24 protein-coding genes, 1 tRNA gene and 2 pseudogenes are annotated in these 25,944 nt (G+C 66.0%); 18 read left to right on the forward strand and 9 right to left on the reverse strand.

All coding sequences use genetic code 11. From position 1 onward, the window contains the following. Positions 1-42: 42 nt before the first annotated feature. The 3 genes and pseudogenes from AS93_RS21040 to AS93_RS0103315 all read right to left on the reverse strand — a co-directional run. Positions 43-255: pseudogene (locus tag AS93_RS21040) on the reverse strand (cold-shock protein); the annotation flags it as partial. 81 nt (positions 256-336) lie between these two features. Beyond that, positions 337-681 (reverse strand): annotated as a pseudogene (locus AS93_RS21205) (cold shock domain-containing protein membrane protein); the annotation flags it as partial. Between the two features lie 203 nt (positions 682-884). Next, the gene (locus AS93_RS0103315; protein WP_027589271.1) at positions 885-1,352 is read right to left on the reverse strand and encodes a Dps family protein; all 468 of its coding nucleotides are present in this window, start codon (positions 1,350-1,352) and stop codon (positions 885-887) included. Positions 1,353-1,574: 222 nt separating this feature from the next. Between AS93_RS0103315 and aspS the strand changes: the two genes are divergently transcribed. The 12 genes from aspS (at position 1,575) to ybgF (ending at position 11,857) form a co-directional block, all read left to right on the forward strand. Beyond that, entirely contained in the window at positions 1,575-3,350 is a 1,776-nt protein-coding gene (gene aspS / locus AS93_RS0103320) for an aspartate--tRNA ligase (protein ID WP_027589272.1), read from the forward strand. A 150-nt stretch (positions 3,351-3,500) separates the two neighbouring features. Next, positions 3,501-4,247 (forward strand): YebC/PmpR family DNA-binding transcriptional regulator, encoded by a 747-nt coding sequence (locus AS93_RS0103325; protein ID WP_027589273.1) that lies wholly within the window; start codon positions 3,501-3,503, stop codon positions 4,245-4,247. A 223-nt stretch (positions 4,248-4,470) separates the two neighbouring features. Then, entirely contained in the window at positions 4,471-4,995 is a 525-nt protein-coding gene (gene ruvC, locus AS93_RS0103330) for a crossover junction endodeoxyribonuclease RuvC (protein ID WP_027589274.1), read from the forward strand. Positions 4,996-5,045: 50 nt separating this feature from the next. Next, positions 5,046-5,651 carry a Holliday junction branch migration protein RuvA gene (gene ruvA / locus AS93_RS0103335; protein WP_027589275.1) on the forward strand — a complete coding sequence of 202 codons (606 nt, stop codon included), beginning with the start codon at positions 5,046-5,048 and terminating at the stop codon, positions 5,649-5,651. Then, on the forward strand, positions 5,652-6,689 hold the full coding sequence (gene ruvB, locus AS93_RS0103340) for a Holliday junction branch migration DNA helicase RuvB (protein ID WP_027589276.1): 1,038 nt from the start codon (positions 5,652-5,654) through the stop codon (positions 6,687-6,689). Between the two features lie 18 nt (positions 6,690-6,707). Then, on the forward strand, positions 6,708-7,148 hold the full coding sequence (gene ybgC / locus AS93_RS0103345) for a tol-pal system-associated acyl-CoA thioesterase (RefSeq protein WP_027589277.1): 441 nt from the start codon (positions 6,708-6,710) through the stop codon (positions 7,146-7,148). A 2-nt stretch (positions 7,149-7,150) separates the two neighbouring features. Beyond that, positions 7,151-7,846, forward strand: a complete 696-nt coding sequence (tolQ, locus tag AS93_RS0103350) for a protein TolQ (RefSeq protein ID WP_027589278.1) — start codon at positions 7,151-7,153, stop codon at positions 7,844-7,846. Between the two features lie 10 nt (positions 7,847-7,856). Then, complete coding sequence (gene tolR / locus AS93_RS0103355) at positions 7,857-8,315, forward strand: protein TolR (RefSeq protein ID WP_027589279.1); 459 nt, start codon at positions 7,857-7,859, stop codon at positions 8,313-8,315. Continuing rightward, positions 8,315-9,223, forward strand: a complete 909-nt coding sequence (tolA, locus tag AS93_RS0103360; RefSeq protein ID WP_027589280.1) for a cell envelope integrity protein TolA — start codon at positions 8,315-8,317, stop codon at positions 9,221-9,223. The genes tolR and tolA overlap by 1 nt, the downstream gene beginning before the upstream one ends. After that, positions 9,220-10,524 (forward strand): Tol-Pal system beta propeller repeat protein TolB, encoded by a 1,305-nt coding sequence (tolB, locus tag AS93_RS0103365; RefSeq protein ID WP_027589281.1) that lies wholly within the window; start codon positions 9,220-9,222, stop codon positions 10,522-10,524. The genes tolA and tolB overlap by 4 nt, the downstream gene beginning before the upstream one ends. Before the next feature lie 53 nt (positions 10,525-10,577). Next, positions 10,578-11,090 (forward strand): peptidoglycan-associated lipoprotein Pal, encoded by a 513-nt coding sequence (gene pal, locus AS93_RS0103370; RefSeq protein WP_027589282.1) that lies wholly within the window; start codon positions 10,578-10,580, stop codon positions 11,088-11,090. 5 nt (positions 11,091-11,095) lie between these two features. Beyond that, on the forward strand, positions 11,096-11,857 hold the full coding sequence (gene ybgF / locus AS93_RS0103375; RefSeq protein WP_027589283.1) for a tol-pal system protein YbgF: 762 nt from the start codon (positions 11,096-11,098) through the stop codon (positions 11,855-11,857). 33 nt (positions 11,858-11,890) lie between these two features. Here ybgF and AS93_RS18625 read toward each other — a convergent pair whose 3' ends face one another. Next, positions 11,891-14,491 carry an EAL domain-containing protein gene (locus tag AS93_RS18625; protein ID WP_051587322.1) on the reverse strand — a complete coding sequence of 867 codons (2,601 nt, stop codon included), beginning with the start codon at positions 14,489-14,491 and terminating at the stop codon, positions 11,891-11,893. Beyond that, complete coding sequence (locus AS93_RS18630) at positions 14,463-15,512, reverse strand: cytochrome c peroxidase (RefSeq protein WP_051587323.1); 1,050 nt, start codon at positions 15,510-15,512, stop codon at positions 14,463-14,465. The genes AS93_RS18625 and AS93_RS18630 overlap by 29 nt, the downstream gene beginning before the upstream one ends. Before the next feature lie 141 nt (positions 15,513-15,653). Between AS93_RS18630 and AS93_RS0103390 the strand changes: the two genes are divergently transcribed. From AS93_RS0103390 to recJ, 5 genes are all read left to right on the forward strand, one after another. After that, positions 15,654-15,729, forward strand: a tRNA-Lys gene (locus AS93_RS0103390). A gap of 146 nt (positions 15,730-15,875) precedes the next feature. Continuing rightward, positions 15,876-16,934 (forward strand): quinolinate synthase NadA, encoded by a 1,059-nt coding sequence (nadA, locus tag AS93_RS0103395; RefSeq protein WP_027589284.1) that lies wholly within the window; start codon positions 15,876-15,878, stop codon positions 16,932-16,934. 72 nt (positions 16,935-17,006) lie between these two features. Beyond that, positions 17,007-17,273 (forward strand): DUF3509 domain-containing protein, encoded by a 267-nt coding sequence (locus AS93_RS0103400; protein WP_051587324.1) that lies wholly within the window; start codon positions 17,007-17,009, stop codon positions 17,271-17,273. 64 nt (positions 17,274-17,337) lie between these two features. Beyond that, complete coding sequence (locus AS93_RS0103405) at positions 17,338-17,877, forward strand: YaeQ family protein (protein WP_027589286.1); 540 nt, start codon at positions 17,338-17,340, stop codon at positions 17,875-17,877. A gap of 74 nt (positions 17,878-17,951) precedes the next feature. After that, positions 17,952-19,667 (forward strand): single-stranded-DNA-specific exonuclease RecJ, encoded by a 1,716-nt coding sequence (recJ, locus tag AS93_RS0103410; RefSeq protein ID WP_027589287.1) that lies wholly within the window; start codon positions 17,952-17,954, stop codon positions 19,665-19,667. Positions 19,668-19,734: 67 nt separating this feature from the next. On the opposite strand, the gene AS93_RS0103415 is transcribed toward recJ, so the two are convergent. Next, on the reverse strand, positions 19,735-21,369 hold the full coding sequence (locus tag AS93_RS0103415) for a methyl-accepting chemotaxis protein (protein ID WP_027589288.1): 1,635 nt from the start codon (positions 21,367-21,369) through the stop codon (positions 19,735-19,737). Between the two features lie 197 nt (positions 21,370-21,566). Here AS93_RS0103415 and AS93_RS0103420 point away from each other — a divergent pair, with 197 nt between their 5' ends. Then, a complete protein-coding gene (locus AS93_RS0103420; protein WP_027589289.1) occupies positions 21,567-22,658 on the forward strand; it encodes an NADH:flavin oxidoreductase/NADH oxidase in 1,092 nt (363 codons plus the stop codon). 6 nt (positions 22,659-22,664) lie between these two features. Here AS93_RS0103420 and AS93_RS0103425 read toward each other — a convergent pair whose 3' ends face one another. From AS93_RS0103425 to AS93_RS0103435, 3 genes are read right to left on the reverse strand one after another with little or no spacing between them, the layout of a single operon-like run. Beyond that, on the reverse strand, positions 22,665-24,089 hold the full coding sequence (locus AS93_RS0103425; protein ID WP_027589290.1) for a gamma-aminobutyraldehyde dehydrogenase: 1,425 nt from the start codon (positions 24,087-24,089) through the stop codon (positions 22,665-22,667). Between the two features lie 47 nt (positions 24,090-24,136). Then, complete coding sequence (locus tag AS93_RS0103430; protein WP_027589291.1) at positions 24,137-24,943, reverse strand: ABC transporter permease; 807 nt, start codon at positions 24,941-24,943, stop codon at positions 24,137-24,139. Next, positions 24,933-25,880, reverse strand: coding sequence for an ABC transporter permease (locus tag AS93_RS0103435; protein WP_027589292.1), 948 nt, complete (start codon positions 25,878-25,880; stop codon positions 24,933-24,935). Before AS93_RS0103435 ends, AS93_RS0103430 begins: the two co-directional genes overlap by 11 nt. Between the last annotated feature and the right edge of the window lie 64 nt (positions 25,881-25,944).

The following is a 25,944-nucleotide window of genomic DNA, read 5'->3' on the forward strand; positions in this document are numbered from 1 at the left end:
AAAAAAAGCCGCGCCCTTAGGCGCGGCTTTCTCGCAGCGGTATCAGCGGCGGTCGGTGGTGACCACGTCCTCGGCTTGCAGGCCCTTGTCGCGCTGCATCACGGAGAACTCCACGCGCTGGCCTTCGACCAGCACGCGGTGGCCTTCGCCACGAATCGCGCGGAAGTGCACGAAGATGTCGTCCCCGGAATCACGGGAAATGAAACCGAAGCCCTTGGTGGTGTTGAACCATTTGACCGTGCCGGTCTCGCGATTCTCACCGAGCGGCGCCTGGTAGGCATCGCCTGCGGCCCGGCGCGACGGACGGGACGGCTGCCAGTTGAGCAGCAGATGCAGCAGCACGGCCAGGGCGGCGAGCGGCAGGGCGGCGGCAACGCCCGGCAGGCCGGCGATGAACTCCAGCGGCCCCAGCAGTACCGCGGCCTGAACGGCGGTGGCAATGATCAGCAGCACGCTGGCGAGGATCTGCAGCGGACGCCGGTTGCTGAGCTGGGCATGCTCCGGCAAGGCGGCAAAGGCCAGGTTGAGCAGGCCGAACAGGGCCAGGTAGAGCGCATCGGGTTGCAGCAGGTAAGGCAGGGAATCGCCGGTGAGGCTGGGTACGAAGGACAGTAGGAGGGCGGCAACGCCCGTGAGGAGTTGGACGATTTTCAGCATTGGAATTGAACTCACAGTAGGCATGATGCAGGGAGAGCCAGTCGCCGCGCAGCTCCGCAAATACAGGTAAGGAGTGGTACAACGGCAGGCCTATGCCGCGGGATGGAGTGCGGCACGGCGGGTATTTAACAGCAAAGCGGAAAGGGGCTCAAATCGCAGCGCCGCAAGTGAGCGCGAAGTCGCGAGCCGGGGCAGGGCGGCCAGAGGGTCGCCCTGCCGGCGGGATGTCAGGCGAGCAGGCTGCGCAGCATCCAGGCGGTCTTTTCGTGGACCTGCATGCGCTGGGTCAGGAGGTCGGCGGTGGGCTCGTCGTTGACCTTGTCCAGCAGCGGGAAGATGCCGCGTGCAGTGCGCACCACGGCTTCCTGACCCTGTACCAGCAGACGGATCATGTCCTCGGCGCTGGGTACACCTTCCTCCTCCTTGATGGAGGACAGCCGCGCATAGGCCGCGTAGGTGCCCGGTGCCGGGAAGCCCAGGGCGCGGATGCGCTCGGCAATCGCGTCCACCGCCAGCGCCAGCTCGGTGTACTGCGTCTCGAACATCAGATGCAGGGTGTTGAACATCGGACCGGTGACGTTCCAGTGGAAGTTGTGGGTCTTCAGGTAAAGGGTGTAGGTGTCCGCCAATAGACGGGACAGGCCTTCGGCGATGGCCGCACGGTCCTGCTGGGAAATGCCGATATCGATGTCCATGGTGATTCCTCCGACGATGCTTCTATGAGGTGCTATCAGCCTAACAGGGGTTTTCGCTTGCGGGCATGGATCTGGATCAACCGCCAGCGCACCGTGCGCCACGGCTGCGCGGCAGGCATTTACCCTATATAATCTCGCGCTTTGCCACGCTGGCCCGATCCGCAGGCGCCAGGGGTGGCCGGTCAAGATGAAACCAGACTCCCAGAGAGAAGCGAACATACCATGATGCGCAGCCACTATTGCGGCCAGTTGAACGAGGCCCTCGACGGTCAGGAAGTCACTCTTTGCGGTTGGGTCCATCGCCGTCGCGACCACGGTGGCGTCATCTTCCTCGACATCCGCGACCGTGAAGGCCTGGCTCAGGTGGTCTTCGACCCGGACCGCGCGGAAACCTTCGCCAAGGCCGACCGCGTGCGCAGCGAATACGTCGTCAAGGTCACCGGCAAGGTGCGCATGCGTCCGGAAGGCGCGCGCAACCCGAACATGGCCAGCGGCGCCATCGAAGTGCTGGGCTACGCGCTGGAAGTCCTCAACCAGGCCGAAACCCCGCCGTTCCCGCTGGACGAGTACTCCGACGTCGGCGAGGAAACCCGCCTGCGCTATCGCTTCATCGACCTGCGTCGCCCGGAAATGGCCGCCAAGCTCAAGCTGCGCTCGCGCATTACATCGAGCATTCGGCGCTACCTGGACGACAACGGCTTCCTCGACGTCGAAACGCCGATCCTGACCCGCGCCACTCCCGAAGGCGCGCGCGACTACCTGGTGCCGAGTCGCACCCACGCCGGCAGCTTCTTCGCCCTGCCGCAGTCCCCGCAGCTGTTCAAACAGCTGCTGATGGTCGCCGGCTTCGACCGCTACTACCAGATCGCCAAGTGCTTCCGCGACGAGGACCTGCGCGCCGACCGTCAGCCGGAATTCACCCAGATCGACATCGAGACCAGCTTCCTCGATGAAGCCGACATCATGGGCCTGACCGAGACCATGATTCGCCAGCTGTTCAAGGAAGTGCTGGATGTCGAGTTCGGCGAGCTGCCGCACATGACCCTCGCCGAGGCCATGCGTCGCTTCGGTTCGGACAAGCCTGACCTGCGCATCCCGCTGGAACTGGTCGACGTGGCCGACCAGCTCAAGGATGTGGAATTCAAGGTGTTCTCCGGCCCGGCCAACGATCCCAAGGGTCGCGTTGCCGCCCTGCGCGTGCCGGGTGCCGCCTCCATGCCGCGCAGCCAGATCGACGATTACACCAAGTTCGTTGGCAACTATGGCGCCAAGGGTCTGGCCTACATCAAGGTCAACGAGCGCGCCAAGGGCGTTGAGGGTCTGCAGTCGCCGATCGTCAAGTTCATCCCCGAAGCCAACCTGAACGTCATCCTCGATCGCGTCGGCGCGGTCGATGGCGACATCGTGTTCTTCGGTGCCGATCGCGCCAAGGTGGTCTGCGACGCCCTGGGCGCACTGCGTATTCGGGTCGGTCACGACCTCAACCTGCTCACCTGCGAGTGGGCGCCGCTGTGGGTGGTCGACTTCCCGATGTTCGAGGAAAACGACGACGGCAGCTTGAGTGCCATGCATCACCCGTTCACCGCACCCAAGTGCAGCCCCGAGGAGCTGAAGGCCAATCCGGCCGCCGCACTGTCTCGCGCCTATGACATGGTGCTCAACGGCACCGAGCTGGGTGGCGGTTCGATCCGTATCCACGACAAGAAGATGCAGCAGGCGGTCTTCGAAGTGCTGGGCATCAGCGAGGAGGAGCAGCAGGAGAAGTTCGGCTTCCTGCTCGATGCCCTGAAGTTCGGCGCGCCGCCGCACGGCGGGCTGGCCTTCGGTCTGGATCGCCTGGTCATGCTGATGACCGGCGCATCCTCCATCCGCGAAGTGATCGCGTTCCCGAAAACCCAGAGCGCAGCCTGTGTCATGACCCAGGCGCCGGGTGTCGTGGACAACAAGGCGCTGCGCGAGCTGCACATCCGCCTGCGCGAGCAAGCCAAGGCGGAATAATCGCTCCTTCGAAGCCCGGTGAAAGCCGGGCTTCTCCGTTCGGGGCGGCATCATGGCAGCGGGCGGCACTGATCGCCCGCGGAAGTGCCAGACTAGACAGGCGGGCCGGGAGCGGCCCGTTCCAGAATCTGAAACGAGATGGAGTGAGTTATGGCTGGTCATTCCAAATGGGCCAACATCAAGCACCGCAAGGGTCGTCAGGACGCCAAGCGTGGCAAGATCTTCACCAAGATCATTCGCGAGCTGACCGTGGCCGCCAAGAGCGGTGCGGTGCCGGCCGACAACCCGCGCCTGCGCCTGGCGGTGGACAAGGCGCTGACCAACAACATGTCGCGCGACGTGATCGACCGCGCCATTGCGCGGGGCGCCGGCAACAACGAGGCCGACAACGTTGTCGAGCTCAGCTACGAAGGTTACGCGCCGAGCGGCGTGGCGATCATCGTCGAGGCGATGACCGACAACCGCAACCGTACTGCGGCCGAAGTGCGCCATGCCTTCAGCAAGTGTGGCGGCAACCTGGGCACCGACGGCTCGGTGGCTTACATGTTCGACCGCAAGGGGCAGATCAGCTACGCACCCGGTGTCAACGAGGATGCGCTGATGGAAGCGGCCCTGGAAGCGGGTGCCGATGACGTGGAAATGGGTGATGACGGTTCCGCGCTGGTGTCCACCAGCTTCGCCGATTTCCATGCGGTGAACGAAGCGCTGGCCGCTGCCGGCTTCAAGGCGGACGAGGCGGAAATCGCCATGATCCCGTCGATCAGCGCGCCGATCGCCGATCTGGAAACCGCCCAGAAGGTGATGAAGCTGATCGACATGCTGGAGGACCTGGACGACGTGCAGAACGTCTACCACAACGCCGAGATCCCCGACGAGATCATGGAGCAGCTGGGCTGATTGCCTGGTGTTGGCGACCCAGAAGGCAGCGCTCGGCGCTGCCTTTTTTGTGCTGCAAGGCATCGCGATGCTGAAGCCGTCCCCGCGAAAGGCCGGCATTGAACGGGCCCCGTAGGAGCGACTTCGGTCGCGGGCTGGCGGTGGCCCGCATTCGGCTGGGTGACGCCATCGGCGTCGGCCCGTATACTTCCGTGCTGGATAAATAGACAGTGATGGCGGTGGCATGACGCTGATCCTTGGAATCGACCCGGGCTCGCGGATTACCGGCTTTGGTGTGGTGCGCGATACCGGGCGGGGCTGCGAGTACATCGCCTCCGGCTGCATCCGCACCGGCAGCGGGTCGCTGCCGGAACGCCTGCAGACGGTCTATCGCGGCGTGAGCGAGGTGATTCGCCAGTACGGGCCGATCACCATGGGTATCGAGCAGGTATTCATGGCGCGCAACGCCGATTCGGCGCTCAAGCTCGGTCAGGCGCGCGGCGCGGCGATCGTCGCTGGGGCCGAGTCGGGCCTGGAGATTGCCGAGTACACCGCCACCCAGGTCAAACAGGCCATCGCCGGCACCGGCGGTGCCGACAAGCAGCAGGTGCAGATGATGGTCATGCACCTGCTCAAGCTGCTGCAAAAGCCTCAGATTGATGCTTCCGATGCCCTGGCCATTGCGCTCTGCCATGCCCACCATCGGCAAAGCCTGATTCCCCACGGCCTGACCCAGGCCAAGCGACGCAGTGGCCGGCTGCGTCTGTGAGGTGTGTGCGCGACGTTGCTGGCCCCAATTGATGTGAGAGGAATGGACGCGTGATTGGTCGATTGCATGGCACCCTGGCGGACAAGCAGCCGCCTTTTTTGCTGCTGGATGTGAATGGCGTCGGTTACGAGCTGGAAGTGCCGATGACGACCCTTTATCGTTTGCCCCCGGTTGGCGATTCCTTGACGCTTTACACCCATCTGGTGGTCAGAGAGGACGCGCAGCTGCTCTATGGCTTTGCGGAAAAGCGCGAGCGAGAGCTGTTCCGCGAGCTGATCCGGCTGAATGGCGTGGGTCCCAAGCTGGCGCTGGCGCTGATGTCCGGAATGGAGGTGGATGAGTTGGTACGTTGCGTGCAGGCGCAGGACACCTCCACCCTGGTGAAGATTCCCGGCGTGGGCAAGAAAACCGCCGAGCGCCTGCTGGTGGAGCTGAAGGATCGCTTCAAGGCCTGGGAAGCGATTCCAGGCATCGCGCCGCTGACGTTGGAACCTTCCACTCAGGCAGTGGTCTCATCGGCCGAAAATGACGCCGTGAGCGCGTTGATCGCCCTGGGCTTCAAGCCCCAGGAGGCCAGCCGGGCTGTCGCCGCGGTGCAGGAGAACGGTTTGAGTAGTGAAGAATTGATTCGGCGCGCGCTGAAGGGAATGGGTTAAGTGATCGAAGCCGATCGATTGGTGACCGCCTCCGCCCGGGATCGCGACGAGCAACTGGACCGCGCCATGCGTCCGGCCCGGTTGGCCGACTACATCGGCCAGCCGCTGGTGCGCGAGCAGATGCAGCTGTTCATCCAGGCCGCACGCGGTCGCGCCGAAGCCCTGGATCACACGCTGATCTTCGGACCACCCGGGCTGGGCAAGACCACCCTGGCGAACATCATCGCCCAGGAAATGGGGGTCTCCCTGAAAAGCACGTCCGGTCCGGTGCTGGAGCGTCCCGGCGATCTCGCCGCGCTGCTGACCAATCTGGAGCCCGGGGATGTGCTGTTCGTCGATGAGATCCATCGCCTCTCGCCGGTGGTCGAGGAAGTGCTGTATCCGGCCATGGAGGACTTCCAGCTCGACATCATGATCGGCGAGGGCCCGGCCGCGCGTTCCATCAAGCTGGACCTGCCGCCCTTCACCCTGGTGGGTGCGACCACGCGGGCCGGCATGCTCACCAATCCACTGCGCGACCGCTTCGGCATCGTGCAGCGCCTGGAGTTCTATTCAGCCGAGGACCTCACCACCATCGTCAGCCGTTCGGCCGGCATTCTCGGTCTGCCGATCGAGCCGGAAGGGGCCTTCGAAGTGGCCCGCCGCGCGCGCGGTACGCCGCGTATTGCCAATCGCCTGCTGCGTCGCGTGCGCGATTTCGCCGAGGTGCGTGGCAAGGGCGAGATCACCCGCCAGGTGGCCGACCTGGCGCTGAACATGCTGGATGTCGACGAGCGCGGCTTCGATCACCAGGACCGCCGCCTGCTGCTGACCATGATGGAGAAGTTCGATGGCGGTCCGGTGGGCATCGACAGCCTGGCCGCAGCCATCGGCGAGGAGCGTCACACCATCGAGGATGTGCTGGAGCCCTTCCTGATCCAGCAGGGCTACATCATGCGCACGCCGCGCGGGCGCGTGGTCACCCGGCATGCCTACCTGCACTTTGGTCTGCAGTTGCCCGGGCGCCTGAGCAATCCGTCCGGCACCGATGACGCATGAAGCGGAACTTTTTCTGAAATGAGCACTCTTACGCAGCCGTTCGCGCTTCCCTGCCGGGTCTACTACGAAGACACCGACGCCGGTGGAATCGTCTACTACGTCAATTACCTGAAATTCATGGAGCGTGCGCGCACCGAGCGTCTGCGTCGCCTGGGTTTCGCCCAATCGCAACTGGCCGGCGATAACCTGCTGTTCGTGGTCCACTCGTGCGAAGCGCGCTATCACGCGCCGGCGCGGCTGGATGACGAGTTGAGCGTCTCGGCCGAGGTGGTCGAGTTGAACCGTGTCAGCCTGCGTTTTCGTCAACAGGTGCGCCGCGTCAACGATGGACAGCTGCTCTGCGAGGGCAGCGTCCTGGTGGCCTGCGTGCGTGCCGATACCCTGAAACCCCGGTCCATCCCCGAAGCGCTGCGTGACGCCTTCGTGGGGGGCCTGGCCAGTACCCGTCCAGGAGAGTAAGCGTGGAACCCAACGCCGTCGATCACATGTCCCTGTGGAGTCTGATCAGCAATGCCAGTCTGCTGGTGCAACTGGTGATGCTGATTCTTGTGGCTGCCTCGGTCATTTCCTGGGTGCTGATCTTCCAGCGCGGCAGCTTGCTGCGCGGCACCAAGCATGCCCTGGAGGAATTCGAGGAACGCTTCTGGTCCGGCATCGACCTGTCGAAGCTGTATCGCCAGTCCGGCAATGCCACCGATTCGCACAGTGGCGTGGAGCAGATCTTCCGCGCCGGTTTCCGCGAGTTTTCGCGACTGCGCCAGCAGCCGGGCGTCGGTCCGGATGCGGTGATGGACGGGGTCAGCCGGGCCATGCGGGTGGCGATCTCCCGCGAGGAAGAGAAGCTGGAGCAGGCGCTGCCGTTCCTGGCCACCGTCGGTTCCACCAGCCCCTACATCGGCCTGTTCGGCACCGTGTGGGGGATCATGAACTCCTTCCGTGGCCTGGCCCAGGTGCAGCAGGCCACACTGGCCACCGTGGCGCCGGGCATCGCGGAGGCGCTGATCGCCACCGCCATCGGCCTGTTCGCGGCGATTCCCGCCGTCATCGCCTACAACCGCTTTTCCGCCCGGGGCGAGCAGCTGATTGCCCGCTACTACACCTTCGCGGACGAGTTCCAGGCGATCCTGCACCGCAAGGTGCACACCTCCGAAGAATGAGGCGCGGCTGATGGCCAGAATTCGCAACAGACGCAAGCCGGTCGCCGAGATGAACGTGGTGCCCTACATCGACGTGATGCTGGTGCTGCTGGTCATCTTCATGGTGACTGCGCCGATGCTCAACCAGGGGGTCAAGGTCGACCTGCCCAAGGTGAGCACCGAGGTGCTGCCGCAGGACAACAATGCCCGCGTGCTGACGGTGTCCATCAAGGCTGACCGCACCTACTACTGGAACATGGGCGAAGAGGTGCAGACCGAGCAGACCCGCAACAGCGAGGCGGCGGTTTCCCTCGACAAGCTGGTGGGCGCCGTGCGCGGCATCCTGGCCGAGAACAGTCGCCAGGGGAAAAAGGTCCAGGTGTATGTGCGCGGCGACAAGGCAGTGGACTACGGCGCGGTGATGGCCGTGATGGGCGGCCTGCAGCAGGCCGGTGTCGGCAACGTCGGTCTGATTACCGAGGCCCCCTGATGCGTCCCGCGGAACAGGCGTCCTCTTCACCGTGGTTCTGGCCGGTCCTCGGCGCCGTGGGTCTGCACGCGGTGCTGTTCGGTCTGCTGTTCGTGAGCTTCGCCAGCACGCCTGACCTGCCACCGGCGCGCCCGGTGGTGCAGGCCACCCTGTATGAAATGAAATCCAAGAGCCAGGCCGAAAGCCAGACTCGCCAGAAGATTGCCGGCGAGGCCAAGAAGACCGCTGCCCGGGAATTCGAGATGGAGCAGCTACAGCAGCGCAAGGCCGAGGAGCAGCGCATCGCCGCCGCCAAGGCTGAGGAACAAAAGCGCGCCGAAGCGGCTCGAAAGGCCGAGGCCGAGAAAAAGGCCGCCGAGCAGAAGCGCCAGGCGGAGGTCGCCCGCAAGAAGGCTGAGGACGAGGCGAAGAAGAAGGCTGCCGAGGCGGAGGCCCGGAAAAAGGCCGAAGAGGAGAAGGCCCGCAAGGCCGCCGAGGCGCTGGCCAAGAAGAAGGCCGCCGAGGAAGAGGCTGCCCGCAAGGCGCAGGAAGAACTCCGCGCCCAGGCACTGGCTGAGCTGCTCAAGGAGGATACCGAACGTCAGGCCGCGCTGGCCGATGAGGTCAGCGAAGAGGCGATGGGCAACATCGACGATCTGCTGCGTCTGCGCGCGGCCCAGGGCTGGAGCCGTCCGCCCTCCGCTCGTCCCAACATGACGGTACGGCTGCGCGTGACCATGCTGCCCGACGGGACCATTACCGGCGTCAACGTAGCGAATTCCAGTGGCGATATCCCCTTCGACAACTCGGCGGTCGCCGCGGTGCGCAACATCGGGCGTGTCAGCGAGGTGCAGAGCCTCAAGCCCAAAGAGTTCGAGCGGTATCGCTCCTTTACCATGACCTTCACGCCAGAGGATCTCGCGCTGTGAATACTGTCTTTCGAATGCTCCTGCTCGGCTTGTGCTGCCTGGCCGGTGCAACGGTGGCACAGGAAGCCGACATTCGGGTCACCAGCGGCGTCGATCGGGCCATCCCGGTCGCCGTGGTGCCCTTTGGTTGGCAGGGCGCCACCGTGCTGCCCGAGGACCTCGCCTCCATCGTCGGCAACGACCTGCGCAATTCCGGCATTTTTGAACCCATTCCGCGGCAGAACATGATCAGCCTGCCGACCCAGGCGTCGGAGTTGATCTACCGCGACTGGCAGGCCCTGGGCGCCCAGTACGTGCTGCTGGGCAGCATGGACCTGAACGCCGGGCGCTACCAGGCGCAGTTCGCCCTGTTCAACGTGGCCACCCAGCAGCAGTTGCTGACCGGCACGGTAGGCGGCAGCGCTACCCAGCTGCGCGACATGGCCCACCATATCGCCGACCTGGTGTTCGAGAAGATCACCGGCACCAAGGGTGCTTTCTCCACCAAGCTGCTGTACGTGACGGCCGAGCGCCTGGGAACCCGCAATACCCGCTACACCCTGCAGCGCTCGGACTACGACGGCGCGCGGGCGGTGACCCTGCTGCAGTCGCGTGAGCCGATTCTTTCGCCACGCTTCTCGCCGGATGGCAAGCGCATCGCCTATGTGTCCTTCGAGCAGGGGCGCCGGCCACGCATCTTCATCCAGCATGTGGACACCGGGCAGCGTGAGCAGATCACCGCATTCGAAGGTCTGAACGGCGCCCCGGCGTTCTCGCCGGACGGCAGTCGGCTGGCGTTCGTGCTGTCCCGCGACGGCAACCCCGAAATCTATGTGATGGAACTGGCGAGCCGGCGGATGCAGCGGGTGACCAACCATTATGCGATCGATACCGAGCCGTTCTGGGGGCGGGACGGGCAGACCCTGTACTTCACCTCGGACCGCGCAGGCCGCCCGCAGATCTACCGCCAGCGTATTGGCGGCCCGGCGGCGGAGCGCATCACCTTTGTCGGCAACTACAACGCCGCGCCGAAACTGTCGGCGGACGAAAAGACCCTGGTGATGGTGCATCGCCAGGAGGGCTACACCAATTTCAAGGTGGCGGCACAGGACTTGCAGCGTGGGAATCTCCGCTTGTTGTCGGACACCACACTTGATGAGTCGCCCACTGTTTCGCCTAATGGCACGATGCTAATCTACGCCACTCGTCACCAGGGGCGTGAAGTGTTAATGCTCGTCTCCATCAACGGACGAGTCCGGATCGCGTTACCCACCGCACAAGGTGAAGTTCGCGAGCCTTCCTGGTCCCCCTACCTGAACTAGGCAGCGGGGGCGCCACAAGTGTTCCTATCATCCCTGACTGTTGGAGTTGTTATATGGAAATGCTGAAGTTCGGTAAGCTCTCCGCCCTGGCCCTGGCCCTGGCTGTTGCCGCTGGTTGTGCCTCTACCGGCGGCGATACCGCTGGCGAAACCACCTACGAAGCCGACACTGCAGGTACTGCACCGGCTCAGGTAGAGTCCACCGTCGACACCAGCGCAAGCGATGCCGAAGCTGCTCTGCGCGCCATCACCACCTTCTACTTCGAGTACGACAGCGCTGATCTGAAGCCCGAAGCCATGCGCGCCCTGGACGCCCATGCCAAGGTGCTGAAGGCTACTGGTGTTCGCGTGGTCCTGGAAGGTCATGCCGATGAGCGTGGCACCCGCGAATACAACATGGCCCTGGGCGAGCGCCGTGCCGGTTCCGTGCAGCGCTACCTGAGCATGCAGGGTGTTTCCCCGGCTCAGCTGGAGCTGGTTTCCTACGGCGAAGAGCGTCCGGTTGCCATGGGCAGCAGCGAAGAGTCCTGGGCGCAGAACCGTCGCGTAGAACTGCGTCAGAACTGATTGCGATGATCAAGTACCGCCAGATTCTGATCGCCTGGCTGGCCAGCCTGCCGCTGGTCGCCATGGCCCAGGTTCCGGTCAGCGAAGGCGGGGGGCGCCTGCGTCCCCTGCCTACGGTGAGTGGTTCCGGCGGTGCCCAGGTTGGGGGCGGGACGATGGTCCCGCCTTCGGCCCAGGGCGAACTCTTCATCCAGCTGCAGCAGATGCAGGAAGAACTGGCCCGCCTGCGTGGCATGGTCGAAGAGCAGCAGTACGAAATCCAGCGCCTGAAGCAGGAGTCGCTGGAGCGCTATCAGCAACTGGACAATCGCCTCAACGGGGCAGGGCCTGTGTCACAGGCGCCGGCACTCGCACCCTCGCCGGCACCCGCAGACAGCGAACCCGACGACCCTGCGAAGGAAAAGCTTTACTACGATGCCGCCTTCGATCTGATCAAGGCCAAGGATTTCGACAAGGCCAGCCAGGCGTTCGGCGCCTTCCTGCGCCGCTATCCCAACAGCCGCTACGCGGCCAATGCCCAGTACTGGCTGGGTGAGGTCAGCCTGGTGAAGGGCGATCTGCAGGCCGCCGGTCAGGCTTTCGCCCGCGTCACCCTGGATTATCCGAACCACAGCAAGGTGCCGGATGCGCTCTACAAGCTGGCGGATGTCGAGCGCCGTCTGGGACGCACCGACAAGGCCCGGGCCGCGCTGCAGCAGGTGATCGACAAGTACCCAGGCAGCTCCGCCGCCAAGCTGGCCGAGCGCGATCTGAAGAACCTGCGCTGACCCCCGAAAATCCCGCCGCCTGGCGGGATTTTTTCAGGCCATGACCCGGCTGCGCTGCAGGCGCTCACTGAAGCGGTCGGCCGGTTCCGGTTTGCCGAACAGGTAGCCTTGCAGGTAGTCACAGGCATGGTTGGCGAGGAACGCCTGCTGCAGGGGAGTTTCCACCCCTTCGGCGACCACCCGCAGGCCCAGGCTGTGGGCCAGGCCGATGACCGCCGAGGCGATCTTGGCATCGTTGGCGCCTTCCTGGATGTCATTCACGAAGCTGCGATCGATTTTCAGCGTGTGCACCTGGAACTGGCGCAGGTAGGCCAGTGACGAGTAGCCGGTGCCGAAGTCGTCGATGGCCAGGCTGACGCCCAGCGCGCAGAGCTCGCCGAGTATGACCAGGGTGCGCTCGATGTCGCGCATCAGGATGGTTTCGGTCAGCTCCAGTTCCAGCAACTGAGGTGGTAGGCGATATTCCTGCAGGGCGTCGCGTACCAACTGCACGATGTTCTGGTGGGCGAACTGCTGTCCGGACAGGTTGACTGCCACGCGCACCGGCTGACGGCCCGCATCCAGCCAACTGCGGACCTGCCGGCAGGCTTCACGGATCACCCATTCGCCGATTGGCACGATCAGGCCGGATTCCTCCGCGGCCGGCAGGAAGCGATCGGGTGTCAGCAGGCCTTCCTCGGCATGTCGCCAACGCAACAGTGCCTCGCAGCTGCGCAGCGTCCCGTCCCGTGCATCCACCTTGGGCTGATAGAACAGGCACAGTTCCTGGCGTTCCAGGGCGCCCCGTAGCTGGTGTTCAAGCAGCAGCTCGCCCAGGCGGGCGGTGTTCATGTCCGTCGAATAGAACTGGAAGCCGTTGCGGCCTTCGGACTTGGCCCGGTACATGGCGGCATCGGCGTTGCGCAGCAGCAGGGAGTCGGTGGTGCCGTCGCCGGGAAAGACGGCAATGCCGATGCTGCAGGTGACGCTGAGTTCATGGTTGCCCAGCATGCACGGCTGGGTGATCGCCGCCAGCAGCTTGCGCGCCACCAGGCCGGCGTCCTGGGCTTGCTGCAAGCCGGGCAGGATGGCCACGAACTCATCGCCGCCCAGGCGTGCCAGGGTGTCGGACTCGCGCAGCACATCCAGGCAGCGCCGGGTAATGGTGCGCAGCAGGTGGTCGCCGGCGTCGTGGCCCAGGGTGTCGTTGATCCACTTGAAGCGGTCCAGGTCCATGAACAGGATGCCCACCTGGCTGCCCTTGCGCCGGGCTTCACGGATCGCCTGCCCCAGCCGGTCCTGGAGCAGCAGCCGGTTGGGCAGGCCGGTCAGGGCATCGTGGTGGGCCAGGTGATGAATACGCGCCTCGGCCTCCTTGCGTTCGGTGACGTCGGAGAAAATGCCGATGTAGTGGGTCGTCTCGCCTTCGCTGTCGCGCACTGCGGCGATGGAGAGCCACTCGGGATAGATGTCGCCGCTACGGCGGCGGTTCCAGATCTCGCCTTGCCACTGGCCGCGCTCCTTCAGGGCGGACCACATCTTCTGGTAGTAGTGCTCATCCTGCCGTCCGGACGAGAGGACCGCCGGCGTGGCGCCGGCGATCTGCTCCAGCGGATAGCCAGTGATCTCGGTGAAGGCCGGGTTGACCGCGATGATCTGAGCGCTGGCGTCGGTAATGACCATGCCCTCCCGGGCGTTGGTGAACACCGTGGCGTAGCGCTTGAGTTCGGCCTGGGCCTGGTGCAGCGCTTCCAGGCGCTCGTGCAGTTCGCGATTGGCGTCCGCCAGTTGCGCGGCCAGGCGCCGCCGGCGCGCCACGGCCATCACCAGATAGATACCCAGCCCCAGCGCGACCACGAATAGCAGCACCCGATAACGCCGGGCTTTCTGCAACGCCTGGTTATAGGCCTGGGCGTAGCTCTGGCTCAGGGTGTCGCCCAGGGCATGGGTCGGCAGTTCAAGGATGTCGTGGGTGATGGCATCCAGCGTGGGCTTGTGGGTCAGGATCAGAGCGGCATGGCTGAGCAGGATGCGCAGCGTCTCCGCCGTGGCGGGAGGTAGCCGTTCGGCCACCCCGGCCAGACGGTCATGCTCCTGGCGCAACCGCTCGCCACGCCCAGGGTCGTCACTGAGCAGAAAGGTCATCACCGAGCGGCCGAAGATGCCCACCTCGCGTGACAGCGCCGGCTGCAGCACGCCATCGCGGATCAGGCTGTCGGTGATCAGTGGGAAATAGCTCTGGGAATTGCGCAGGATTGCCGTCTCGCGCTTGAAACGGTCTACCGCGTCCGCCTTGTCGAGGCTCGCCTGGCGCAGTCGAGCGACCTGCTCCTCCAGCGGCTGGCGATCTCGCAGGGGCAGATAATCGGGCAGCTGCGTCAGTGTACGGGTGATGGCCAGGAGGTCCTTTACGCCCTGGCTGCTCCGGTCGAAATTGCGGTAGAGGTCGTAGCGGCTGGCCAGGACCGAAGCATTCAGCTCGGCGTCGAGCTGCTGCAGGCGCAGCAGCTGTCGCGAGTAGTCCTGGTGCTGCTCAATGGAAATGCTGTCGGCGCGTGAGAACAGCCAGGCCAGCGACAGGCCGATCAACAGCACCATGAGCAGGGCGCGGGCAACGCGTTGCCAGTCAGGGAGAGACAGGAAGGACATCTTCATGCAGATAGGCCGTGGTGGGCAGGGAGGGCGGCTCCCCGGTCAGGGTGTCGAGGAAGGCGATAATCAGTCGGGTCTCTTCGTGGGAGAGCCGCCGGCCTAGCTGGTAGCGGCCCATGATGCGTACGGCGTCCTCCAGGCGCGCCACCGAGCCATCGTGGAAATAAGGCCCGGTGACGGCGACATTGCGCAGGCTGGGAACCTTGAAGACGTGGCGGTCCTCGACGCGCCCCGTGATGCGCTCCCGACCGGTGTCGGCGGCATTGTCCGGATGGTCGGCGAAGTAGTCGGCGATGATGCCGAAGCGCTGGAACAGGTTGCCGCCCACGCCGACGCCCTGGTGGCAGCTGGCGCAGCCGAGCGATTTGAACAGCGCGTAGCCTTGCCGGGCTTCGGCGTCGATGGCGGCGGGATCGCCCCGCAGGTAGCGGTCGAACGGAGCCGGTGTGGGCAGCGTTTCCAGGTAGCTGACCAGGGCATCGCTGATGCTGTGCCGGTCGACCAGCCCGCCGTAGACGTGACCAAAGGCCTGCGCATAGTCGCCGTCGGCGCGTACCAGGGCCTCGATGCGGGACCAGCTGGAAGCCATTTCCTGCGGATCGAGCAGCGGGCCGATGACCTGCTCGGCCAGCGTGGCGGCGCGGCCATCCCAGTACTGGGCGAAGTTGAGCGAGGCGTTCAGCACGCTGGGCGCGTTGCGCTCGCTGAGTTGGCCGCCCACACCGATCGAACGCGCCCGGCCATCGGTGCCGTAGGGCAGCGGGTGACAGCTGGCGCAGCTGACCGAGCCGTCGCTGGACAGGCGGGCGTCGTGGTACAGGCGGGCTCCCAGTGCCACGCGCTCGGAGGCCGGTGCGCCCGCCGGGATGGGCAGCGGGGCGAGGGGCTCCAGGCTGCGCACCGACCGGTGGGTATGCTCGGAAGCGGGCGCGCTGGGTGGTTCGCTCCAGGTCAGCAGGATGAGCAGCGCGGCCAGGGCGATCAGCATGGGAAGCAGTAGCAGCTGGTACAGGCTTGATTTCATCGGCGCATCTTAGAAATTCGCCTGGGTGCGCCTGTTGAGGCCGGTCAAAGGAAACGCAGGTAAGCCATTCACCGTTTTTTTTCGGTCAGCATAAAAAAACCGTTGATTTCCTGAATTAAATCAGTATGATGCACAGCCATCGGGTCGTTAGCTCAGTTGGTAGAGCAGTTGACTCTTAATCAATTGGTCGTAGGTTCGAGCCCTACACGACCCACCAGTTGAAACGAGTAGAAGCCGGAAATCAGTTGAAAGATTGATTTCCGGCTTTTTCGTATGCGCTCGCCATGCCGCAGGCAGCCGCCGGTGGCTGGGTCGGGTGTATACTCGCCTTCCGCTTCAGTCGAGTTTGCAGGTCCTGCCGTCATGTCTCAGATCCCCGAGCGCATCCTGGTCCAAGCCCACCTCGCCGCCAAGCAGCCCAAGCCGCTGACGCCCGAGCAGGAGGCCAGCCTTCGCGCTGAAATCGCCGCCGAGCTGAAGAAGCAGGATGCCGTGCTGGTTGCCCACTACTACTGCGATCCCGTGCTGCAGGCACTGGCCGAGGAAACCGGTGGTTGCGTCGCCGATTCCCTGGAGATGGCCCGCTTCGGCAGTCAGCACCCGGCCAGCACCCTGCTGGTGGCCGGGGTGAAGTTCATGGGTGAGACCGCCAAGATCCTCAATCCGGAAAAGCGCGTGCTGATGCCCACCCTCGAGGCCACCTGTTCCCTCGACCTCGGTTGTCCGGTGGAGGAATTCGCCGCCTTCTGCGACCAGCATCCCGAGCGCACCGTGGTGGTGTATGCCAACACCTCGGCGGCGGTCAAGGCGCGTGCCGACTGGGTGGTGACCTCCAGCTGCGCGCTGGAGATCGTCGAGAGCCTGATGGACAACGGCGAGAAGCTGATCTGGGCACCCGACCAGCACCTGGGTCGCTACATCCAGCGTGAAACCGGCGCGGACATGCTGCTGTGGGATGGTGCCTGCATCGTTCACGAGGAGTTCAAGGCCAAGCAACTGGCCGACATGAAGGTCCTGTACCCCGAGGCGGCTGTGCTGGTGCACCCGGAATCCCCTGAAGCGGTCATCGAGCTGGCCGACGCGGTAGGCTCCACCAGCCAGCTGATCAAGGCGGCGCAGACCCTGCCCAATCCGACCTTCATCGTCGCCACCGACCGCGGCATCTTCTACAAGATGCAGCAGCTCTGCCCGGACAAGGAGTTCATCGAGGCGCCCACCGCCGGCAGCGGTGCCACCTGTCGCAGCTGCGCACACTGCCCGTGGATGGCCATGAACACCCTGGAGCGGACTCTGCATACCCTGCGCGAGGGCAGCAACGAGATCCTCGTGGACTCGGCACTGGTGCCGCGCGCCGTCAAGCCGCTCAAGCGCATGCTGGATTTCACCCAGGCCGCGCGCCTGCGCCTGGCTGGCAACGCCTGACGGAACTTTCCGCCTTTGCCGGCCTCAAAGCCCCGGTTTTTCAATCGGTTACCGGGGCTGTATCGGATGGACATGAATGCACTGCTGGCCGCGCTGGCTTCCTACAACGTCACCCTGGGGCCGCGCCGGCCCGATGGCGGTCGTGTCATCACCCTGCATGACGAAAAGGGAGAGCCACTGATCAGTCGGGTGGTCGGCCGTGCGCTGCTGGGTCACCCCGCCGGCCTGGCCGAAGTGCTGGACAGCGTGCGCCGCGACCTGCTGGTCGCCGGTGGCAGCACCGACGAAACGGTGCTCGCCGCATTGCGCGGCAGCGACCGGGTGCGTACCTACGCCTGATGCCGGCGGGCGCCCGGGTGGCGCTTCAGGTAGAATTGCCGCCTTTTCTCCGGACGAGCCCGCCATGGCCCTGCAAGCCACGCCCTACAAAGTCGAACTCAACCTCACCGATCTGGATCGCGGGATCTACGAGAACCTGCGCTTCACCGTCGCCCGCCACCCCTCGGAAACCGAGGAGCGCCTGGCGGTGCGGCTGATCGCCTATGCCCTGTGGTACGACCCGCAGCTGGCCTTCGGTCGTGGCCTGTCGGATGTCGATGAGCCGGCGCTCTGGGAGAAGAGCCTGGACGACCGGGTGCTGCACTGGATCGAGGTGGGTCAGCCGGATGCCGATCGCATGACCTGGTGCTCGCGCCGCGCCGAGCGCTTCAGTCTGGTGGCCTATGGCAGCCTGCGGGTCTGGCAGACCCGGGTGCTCGACAGCGTGCGCAACCTGAAGAACCTCAGCGTGGTGGCGGTCGACCAGCCCGCGCTGGAGAATCTGGCCCAAGACCTGCCGCGCTCGCTGAGCTGGAGCGTGATGATCAGCGATGGCGAACTGTTCGTCACCGATGAGCGTGGCCAGCACGAGATTCCCCTGGAGTGGCTGGCCGGCGAGCGCTGAAGCCCGCGCCCACCGCTTGGTGGATCAATAAAAGTGCGATCCACCCCACGACTGCCCTGCGATCCGAGTTGTCCATGCGTATCGAACCCCGCCCGTTGCCCGAATCCCTGCCCGATCTGGGCGACCTGCCGCCGCTGCTGACCCGCCTGTATGCCGCCCGTGGCGTGCGTAGCGCCGTCGAGTTGGAGAAGGGGCTGGCGCGGCTGATCCCCTACCAGCAACTGGCCGGCATCGACGCGGCGGTGGCGCTTTTGGTCGAGGCGCTGGAGCAGCGTCGGCGGGTGCTGATCGTCGGTGACTTCGATGCCGACGGTGCCACCGCCAGCTGTGTCGGTGTGCTGGGCCTGCGCATGCTTGGTGTGGCGCATGTCGACTACCTGGTGCCCAACCGTTTCGAGTACGGCTACGGCCTGACGCCGGAAATCGTCGCGGTGGCGCTGCAGCGACGGCCGGAGCTGTTGATCACCGTGGACAACGGCATCTCCAGCGTGGATGGCGTGGCGGCGGCCAAGGCGGCCGGGCTCAAGGTACTGGTCACCGATCACCACCTGCCGGGCCCCGAATTGCCCGCAGCCGATGCCATCGTCAACCCCAACCAGCCGGGCTGCGGCTTTCCCAGCAAGGCGATGGCCGGGGTCGGTGTGATCTTCTATGTGCTGCTGGCGCTGCGTGCGCGGCTGCGCGACATCGGCTGGTTCGCCCGCGCCGGCCTGGCTGAGCCAAACCTCGGCGAGCTGCTGGATCTGGTGGCGCTAGGCAGTGTTGCCGACGTGGTGCCGCTGGACGCCAACAACCGCATCCTCGTGCATCAGGGGCTGGCGCGCATCCGTGCCGGCCGGGCGCGGCCCGGCCTCAAGGCGATCCTCGAGGTAGCCGGCAAGCAGGCCGCACGCATCACCTCCACCGATCTCGGCTTCATCCTCGGCCCGCGCCTGAACGCCGCCGGCCGCCTGGACGACATGAGCCTGGGCATCGAATGCCTGCTCTGCGAGAACGAGGTCCTGGCCCGCGACATGGCAGTGCAGCTCGACCAGCTCAACCAGGATCGCAAGGCCATCGAGCAGGGCATGCAGCGCGAGGCGCTGGCCCAGTTGAAGGACCTGCCGGTCGAGCAACTGCCGTTCGGCCTGTGCCTGTTCGAGCCGGAATGGCACCAGGGTGTGATCGGCATCCTCGCCTCGCGTCTGAAGGAGCGCTACCACCGCCCGACCATCGCCTTTGCCGATGCCGGCGACGGCCTGCTCAAGGGATCGGCACGCTCGGTGCCGGGCTTCCATATCCGCGACGCGCTGGACGCTGTTGCGGCCCGTCACCCGGGGCTGATCAGCAAGTTCGGCGGGCACGCCATGGCCGCCGGCCTGTCGTTGCCGGTAGCGAACTTCGGCGCCTTCGCCGCCGCCTTCGATGCCGAGGTGCGCCGCCAGCTCAGCGACGAGGATCTCACTGGCCGGCTACTGTCCGACGGCCAGTTGGGCGCCGAGGAGTTCCACCTGGAGCTGGCCCGCGCCCTGCGCCACGCCGGGCCCTGGGGTCAGCATTTTCCCGAGCCGCTGTTCCATGGCATGTTCCAGCTGGTGCAGCAGCGCCTGGTAGGCGAGCGGCACCTGAAGCTGGTGGTGAAGACCGAATGTGGCAGCCGCACGCTGGATGGTATCGCCTTCAACATCGACCGCGAACAATGGCCCAACCCGACGGTGCGCTGGGTCGAGCTGGCCTACAAGCTGGACGTCAACGAGTACCGCGGGCAGGAAAGCGTCCAGCTGCTGGTCAGCCACCTGGCGCCGCGCTGACGGCCCTCGCCCCGCCGTATTGCGGTCAGCGCTTTCCCGGCCGCCACAGGCACGCGGTAGCGCACGTTCACACCTGGAAGCGCCCCACCAGCCGCGCCAGCTGGCCGGACAGCTCCGACAGGCCGCGGCTGGCCTGGGTGCTTTGCTCCGACATCTGCGTCGCCTGGTTGGACAGGGTACGGATCTCGTCGATGTTGCGCGCGATCTCCTCGGTCACGCTGCTCTGCTCCTCGCAGGCGGTGGCGATCTGCGCGGCCATGTCGTTGATGCGCTGGATCGCGCCGCGCGTGCCGTCGAGCACCTGCTCCACATCCGCCACGCGCTGCACGCTGTCGGTGGCCTTGCCGCCGCCGCTTTCCATGGCGCGCACCGCTTGCTGCACGCCGCTCTGCAGACGCTCGATGCGCGCCTGGATGTCCACCGTGGATTCCTGAGTGCGCGCCGCCAGGGCGCGTACCTCGTCGGCCACCACCGCGAAACCGCGACCCTGGTCGCCGGCGCGGGCTGCCTCGATGGCGGCGTTGAGGGCCAGCAGGTTGGTCTGTTCGGCAATCGTGCGAATCACCTCCAGCACTGCGCCAATGCTGGCGGTTTCCTCCTCCAGGGCCCTGATGGTCTTCGCGGCGTTGCCCACGTCGCTGGCCAGGGCGCGGATCACCGTGATGCTCGCGCCGACCACCTGCGCGCCATGGCGCGACTGCTCATCGGCTTCGCGCGCCGTGTCGGCGGCCTGCTGCGCGCTGCGCGCCACCTCGTGCACGGCAGCGCTCATCTCCGTGGCGGCGGTGCTGACCTGGTCGACTGCGGCGAACTCGTGGCTGATCAGCTCGTCGTTGCGCGCCGCCAGGCCCGCCTGGTCGCGGGCCGAGGTGGACACCGATCCGGCCAGGGAGCCGATCTCGGCGATCATCGGCTGCAGCTTGTCGAGGAACCGGTTGAAGGCGCGTCCGAGCTGACCCAGCTCGTCCCGGGAGCTGGCTTCCACGCGTCCACGCAGGTCGCCGTCACCATCTGCGATCTGCTCAAGCCGCTCCAGCAGGCGCTGCAGCGGCCGGGTAACCAGCATCGGAAAGGCGAAGGCGAGCAGCGCGCAGATCAGCAGGCCGATCATGACCAGCGTGCCCTGTTGCACCCGGTTGGCGATGCCCTGGTCAATAGCCGACTGGCCCAGGGCCTCGGCGGTGGCATCTTCCAGCTCACCGAGCTTATCGATGGCGTCGCGGGCCGCCTCGAACAGCTTCTCGCTTTCGCCGAAGCTCAGCGCGGTCGCGCCGGCCGGGTATTCACGGGTCATCGCCAGCACCCGTTCCGAAGTGGCCTTCCAGCGTTCGAAGCCCCGATTGAACTCTTCCACCAGGCGGCGCGCCTCGGGGGAGGGCTGCAGCGTCGCGTAGCGATTGACCCGTTCGTGGGCCTGGCTCAGATTCTCGCGGTGACTGTCACGCAGCGCCTGGGCATGCTCTTCGGTGAAGTCGCCGAGCAGGCTGCGTTCGGCGATGAACGCCTGGTACAGGTCGCGGTCGGCATTGAGCAGCAGGCTCACCGCCGGCAGCGAACGGTTGGTCAGTTGTGTGGAGGCCTGCACCAGATGTTCGATGCTGCGCATCGCGAGCAGGCCCATGAGCATCAGCAGCACGGCCAGGACAAGGATGGGGAGGGCGATTTTCCAGCGGAACTTGAGATCGGCGAACAGGCGAAGCATGGGGCACCTTCCCTTGCATTTCGTTGTTGTTGTAGTGGGTCGGAGGATCCACCGCCCGCGCACCCGGCGGCCGGGTTTTCCTTGCTGACCATACGGGTTATCGGCCAGCCGGGTGGTCGGCTTTATAGCGGGTCGACTGCTTCAGGCTGTCGCAGGAGGTCTTTACTGGTGGGTGAAAATCGTTCGGGAGATTCGTCATGTCGCTGCTTTTCCAGCCGCTGAACCTGCGTCAGCTGACCTTGCCCAACCGCATCGCGGTGTCGCCCATGTGCCAGTACTCGGCGGGCGAGGACGGTCTGGCCACCGACTGGCACCTGGTGCACCTGGGCAGTCGCGCCGTCGGCGGTGCCGGCCTGGTGATCTTCGAAGCCACCGCCGTGCTGCCCGAGGGCCGGATCAGTGCCCATGACCTGGGCATCTGGAGCGAGGCGCACGTGGAGCCGTTGCGGCGCATCACCGCGTTCATCGAGTCCCAGGGCGCCGTGGCCGGCATCCAGCTGGCGCATGCCGGACGCAAGGCCGGCACCTGGCAGCCCTGGCGTGGCAAACGCGGCAGCGTGCCGTTGAACGAGGGCGGCTGGGTGCCGGTCGGCCCGTCGCCGCTGGCCTTCGATCCCGAGCACGCGGTGCCCGCCGAGCTGGACGCCGAGGGCATCGCCGGGATCGTGCGCGCCTTCGTCGAGGCCGCCGAGCGGGCGCGGATCGCCGGTTTCAAAGTCGCCGAAGTGCATGCTGCACACGGCTACCTGCTGCACCAGTTCCTCTCGCCGCTCTCCAACCGCCGTGGGGATGACTACGGCGGCTCCTTCGAGAATCGCATCCGCCTGCTGCTGCAGGTGACCGAGGCGGTGCGTCAGGTCTGGCCGGCTGACCTGCCGCTGCTGGTGCGCCTTTCCGCCACCGACTGGGTGGAAGACGGCTGGAATCCGGACGAGACGGTGGAGCTGGCCTGCCGGCTCAAGGCACTGGGCGTGGATCTGATCGATGTGTCCTCGGGCGGTACCTCGGCCAACGCGGAAATCCCCATCGGCCCTGGCTATCAGACCCAGTTCGCCGAACGCATCCGCCGCGAGGCGGGGATCGCCACCGGCGCGGTGGGGCTGATCACCGAAGCGGTGCAGGCCGAGCACGTGCTGCGTACCGGCCAGGCCGACCTGATCCTGCTGGCCCGCGAGCTGCTGCGCGATCCCTACTGGCCGCTGCACGCCGCCGGCTACCTGGGCGATGCCTCGGTGCCGTGGCCGGCGCAGTACGTGCGGGCGGCGCATCGGGATACGCCGATCCGCTAGTTCCCTTCAGTGCCTGATCATGACGTGGCGGACCGCCGTGTAGTCCTCCAGGCCGTACATGGACAGATCCTTGCCATAGCCGGAGCGCTTCATGCCGCCGTGCGGCATCTCGCTGACCAGGGTGAAGTGGGTGTTCACCCAGGTGCAGCCGTACTGCAGGCGCGCCGCCAGGCGATGGGCGCGGCCGATGTCGCGGGTCCACACGGAGGAGGCCAGGCCGTAGCCGGAGTCGTTGGCAAAGGCCAGCGCCTGGGCCTCGTCTTCGAACGGCGTTACCGACACCACCGGGCCGAACACCTCGTGGCGGACGATCTCGTCCTCCTGGCGGGCGCCGGCCAGCACGGTCGGCAGGAAGAAGAAGCCGGCATCCCCCGGCGCCTTGCCGCCGGTCACCACCTCGACGTGGGGCAGGGCGCTGGCGCGCTCGACGAAGCCGGCGACCCGCTGGCGCTGGACCTCGCTGATCAGCGGCCCCAGTTCGGTGGCCGCATCGTCCTGCAGGCCGTGGCGCAGGCTGGCCACGGCCTCGCCCAGGCGTGCGACGAACTTCGCGTAGATGCCCTTTTGCGCATAGATGCGGCAGGCGGCAGTGCAGTCCTGGCCGGCGTTGTAGAAGCCGAAGGTGCGGATGCCCTCGACCACGGCCTCCAGGTCGGCATCGTCGAAGACGATCACCGGCGCCTTGCCGCCCAGTTCCATGTGCAGGCGCTTGACGCTGGCGGCGCTGCCGGCGATGAGGTTCGCGCCGGTGGCGATGGAGCCGGTCAGCGACAGCATGCGCACCTGGTCGTGGCCGGCCAGGGCCGAGCCCACGCTGGCGCCGCGCCCGAACAGGATGTTGGCCACGCCGGCGGGAAAGATCTCGGCGATCAGCTCGCCCAGGCGCAGCGCGGTCAGCGGCGTCTGCTCGGAGGGCTTGAGTACCACGCAGTTGCCGGCGGCCAGCGCCGGCGCCAGCTTCCAGGCCGCCATCATCAGCGGGTAGTTCCAGGGCGCGATGGAGGCGACCACGCCGATGGGATCGCGGCGGATCAGCGAGGTGTGCCCGGGCAGGTATTCGCCGGCGGCCGAACCCTGCAGGCAGCGGCTGGCGCCGGCGAAGAAGCGGAACACGTCGGAGATCGCCGGCAGCTCGTCGTTCAGGGCGGCGGTATAGGGCTTGCCGCAGTTCTGCGACTCCAGCCGGGCCAGCTCCTCGGCGTGGGTATCGATGGCGTCGGCCAGGGCCAGCAGGCAGGCGGCGCGGTCCTTGGGCGGGGTCTGCGACCAGCCCTCGAAGGCGGCGTCGGCCGCGCGCACCGCCGCATCGATCTGCTCCGGACCGGCTTCGGCTATCCGCAGCAGCTCGCTGCCCAGGGACGGATTGAGGACCGGCTGGGCCGGTCCCTGGCCAGCGACCAGCTCGCCGTTGATCAGCAGTTGGGTTTGCATCTTGGGCTCCCTAGATGAACGAGATGGGACGGTTGGGTGGCTCGGTGTCATTTGTCGCCGCCCGCTACCTCGTCACCGCCCCGGGTCAGGTAATAGGCGGCGAGGATCGGCAGCATGGTCACCAGCATCACCAGCAGGGCCACCACGTTGGTGATGGGCACATCGCGCGGGCGGGACAGTTGGTTGAGCAGCCACAGCGGCAGGGTGCGTTCGTGGCCGGCGGTGAAGGTGGTGACGATGATCTCGTCGAAGGACAGCGCGAAGGCCAGCATGCCGCCGGCCAGCAGCGCCGAACCCAGGTTGGGCAGGACGATGTAGCGGAACGTCTGCCAGCCATCGGCGCCCAGGTCCATGCTGGCCTCGATCAGGCTGTACTGGGTGCGGCGGAAGCGGGCGATGACGTTGTTGTAGACGATCACCACGCAGAAGGTGGCGTGGCCGATGACAATGGTCAGGATGCCCGGCTCGATGCCGAACCGCTTGAAGGCGGACAGCAGCGCCAGGCCGGTGACGATGCCGGGCAGCGCGATGGGCAGGATCAACAGCAGCGACACGCTTTCCTTGCCGAAGAAGTCGCGCCGCCACAGCGCCGCGGCCGCCAGGGTGCCGAGCAGCAGGGCGATCAGCGTGGCCAGGGCCGCCACCTGCAGCGAGAGGCTGATGGCCTGCAGCACATCGTGACGGGCGAAGGCCACGCCGAACCAGTGCAGGGTGAAGCCCTTGGGCGGAAAGCTGAAGCCGGCGGTCTCGGTGTTGAAGGCATACAGGCCGATGATCAGGATCGGGAAATGCAGGAACAGCAGGCCGCCCCAGGCGGCCAGCCGGAGCCCCAGGGACGGCCGCTCAGAGCGCATCGAACGCCCCCAGTCGCTTGACGACGGACAGGTAGAGCGCCACCAGCACGATGGGCACCAGGGTGAAGGCGGCGGCCATGGGCAGGTTGCCGATCGAGCCCTGCTGGGCATACACCATGTTGCCGATGAAGAAGCCCGGCGGGCCGACCAGCAGCGGCACGATGAAATCCCCCAGGGTCAGGCAGAAGGTGAAGATCGACCCGGCGGCGATGCCGGGAATGGCCAGCGGCAGGATGACCAGGCGCAAGGTCTGCGCCGGGCGCGCGCCCAGGTCCGCCGAAGCCTGCAGCAGGGAGCGCGGCAGGCGTTCCAGCGCGGCCTGGATCGGCAGGATCATGAAGGGCAGCCAGATGTAGACGAACACCAGGAAGCGGCCCAGGTGCGAGGTGGACAGGGTGCTGCCGCCCACCCCGGGAATGGCCAGCAGCGACTCCAGCAAGAAGCGCAGGCCGAGCTGGTCGATAAACCACTGGGCCACGCCGCCCTGGGCCAGCAGCAGCGTCCAGGCGTAGGCCTTGACGATGTAGCTGGCCCACATCGGCAGCATCACCGCGATGTAGAAGAACGCCTTGGTGCGCCCCGAGGTGTGCAATGCCATGTAGAAGGCGATCGGAAAGGCCAGCAGGGCGCTGGCCACGGAAACCGCCACGGCCATGCTCAGGGTGCGCAGGATGATGTCGAAGTTGGCCGGCTGGAACAGCGCGCGCAGATTGTCCAGGGTCAGCGTGGGCGTGACCGTCATGCTGAAATCGTCGAAGGTGTAGAAGCTCTGCCAGAGCAGGCCCAGCAGCGAGCCCAGGTAGATGACGCCGAACCACAGCAGCGGCGGGATCAGCAGCAGTGACAGATACGGGGTCGGCTTGCGGTACAGCAGGTCGGCGAACCGGCGCACCGGGCCCGCCTGCTCCCGCGGTTGTGCAGTGACCGGGGTGGCCATCAGGGCGCCTCGCGCAGCGGCACCATGGCCGCTCGCGGCCAGCGGGCGCTGACCCGCTGGCCGG

It is taken from the genome of Pseudomonas sp. RL (genome assembly GCF_000647775.1).
Classification (GTDB): Bacteria; Pseudomonadota; Gammaproteobacteria; order Pseudomonadales; family Pseudomonadaceae; genus Serpens; species Serpens flexibilis.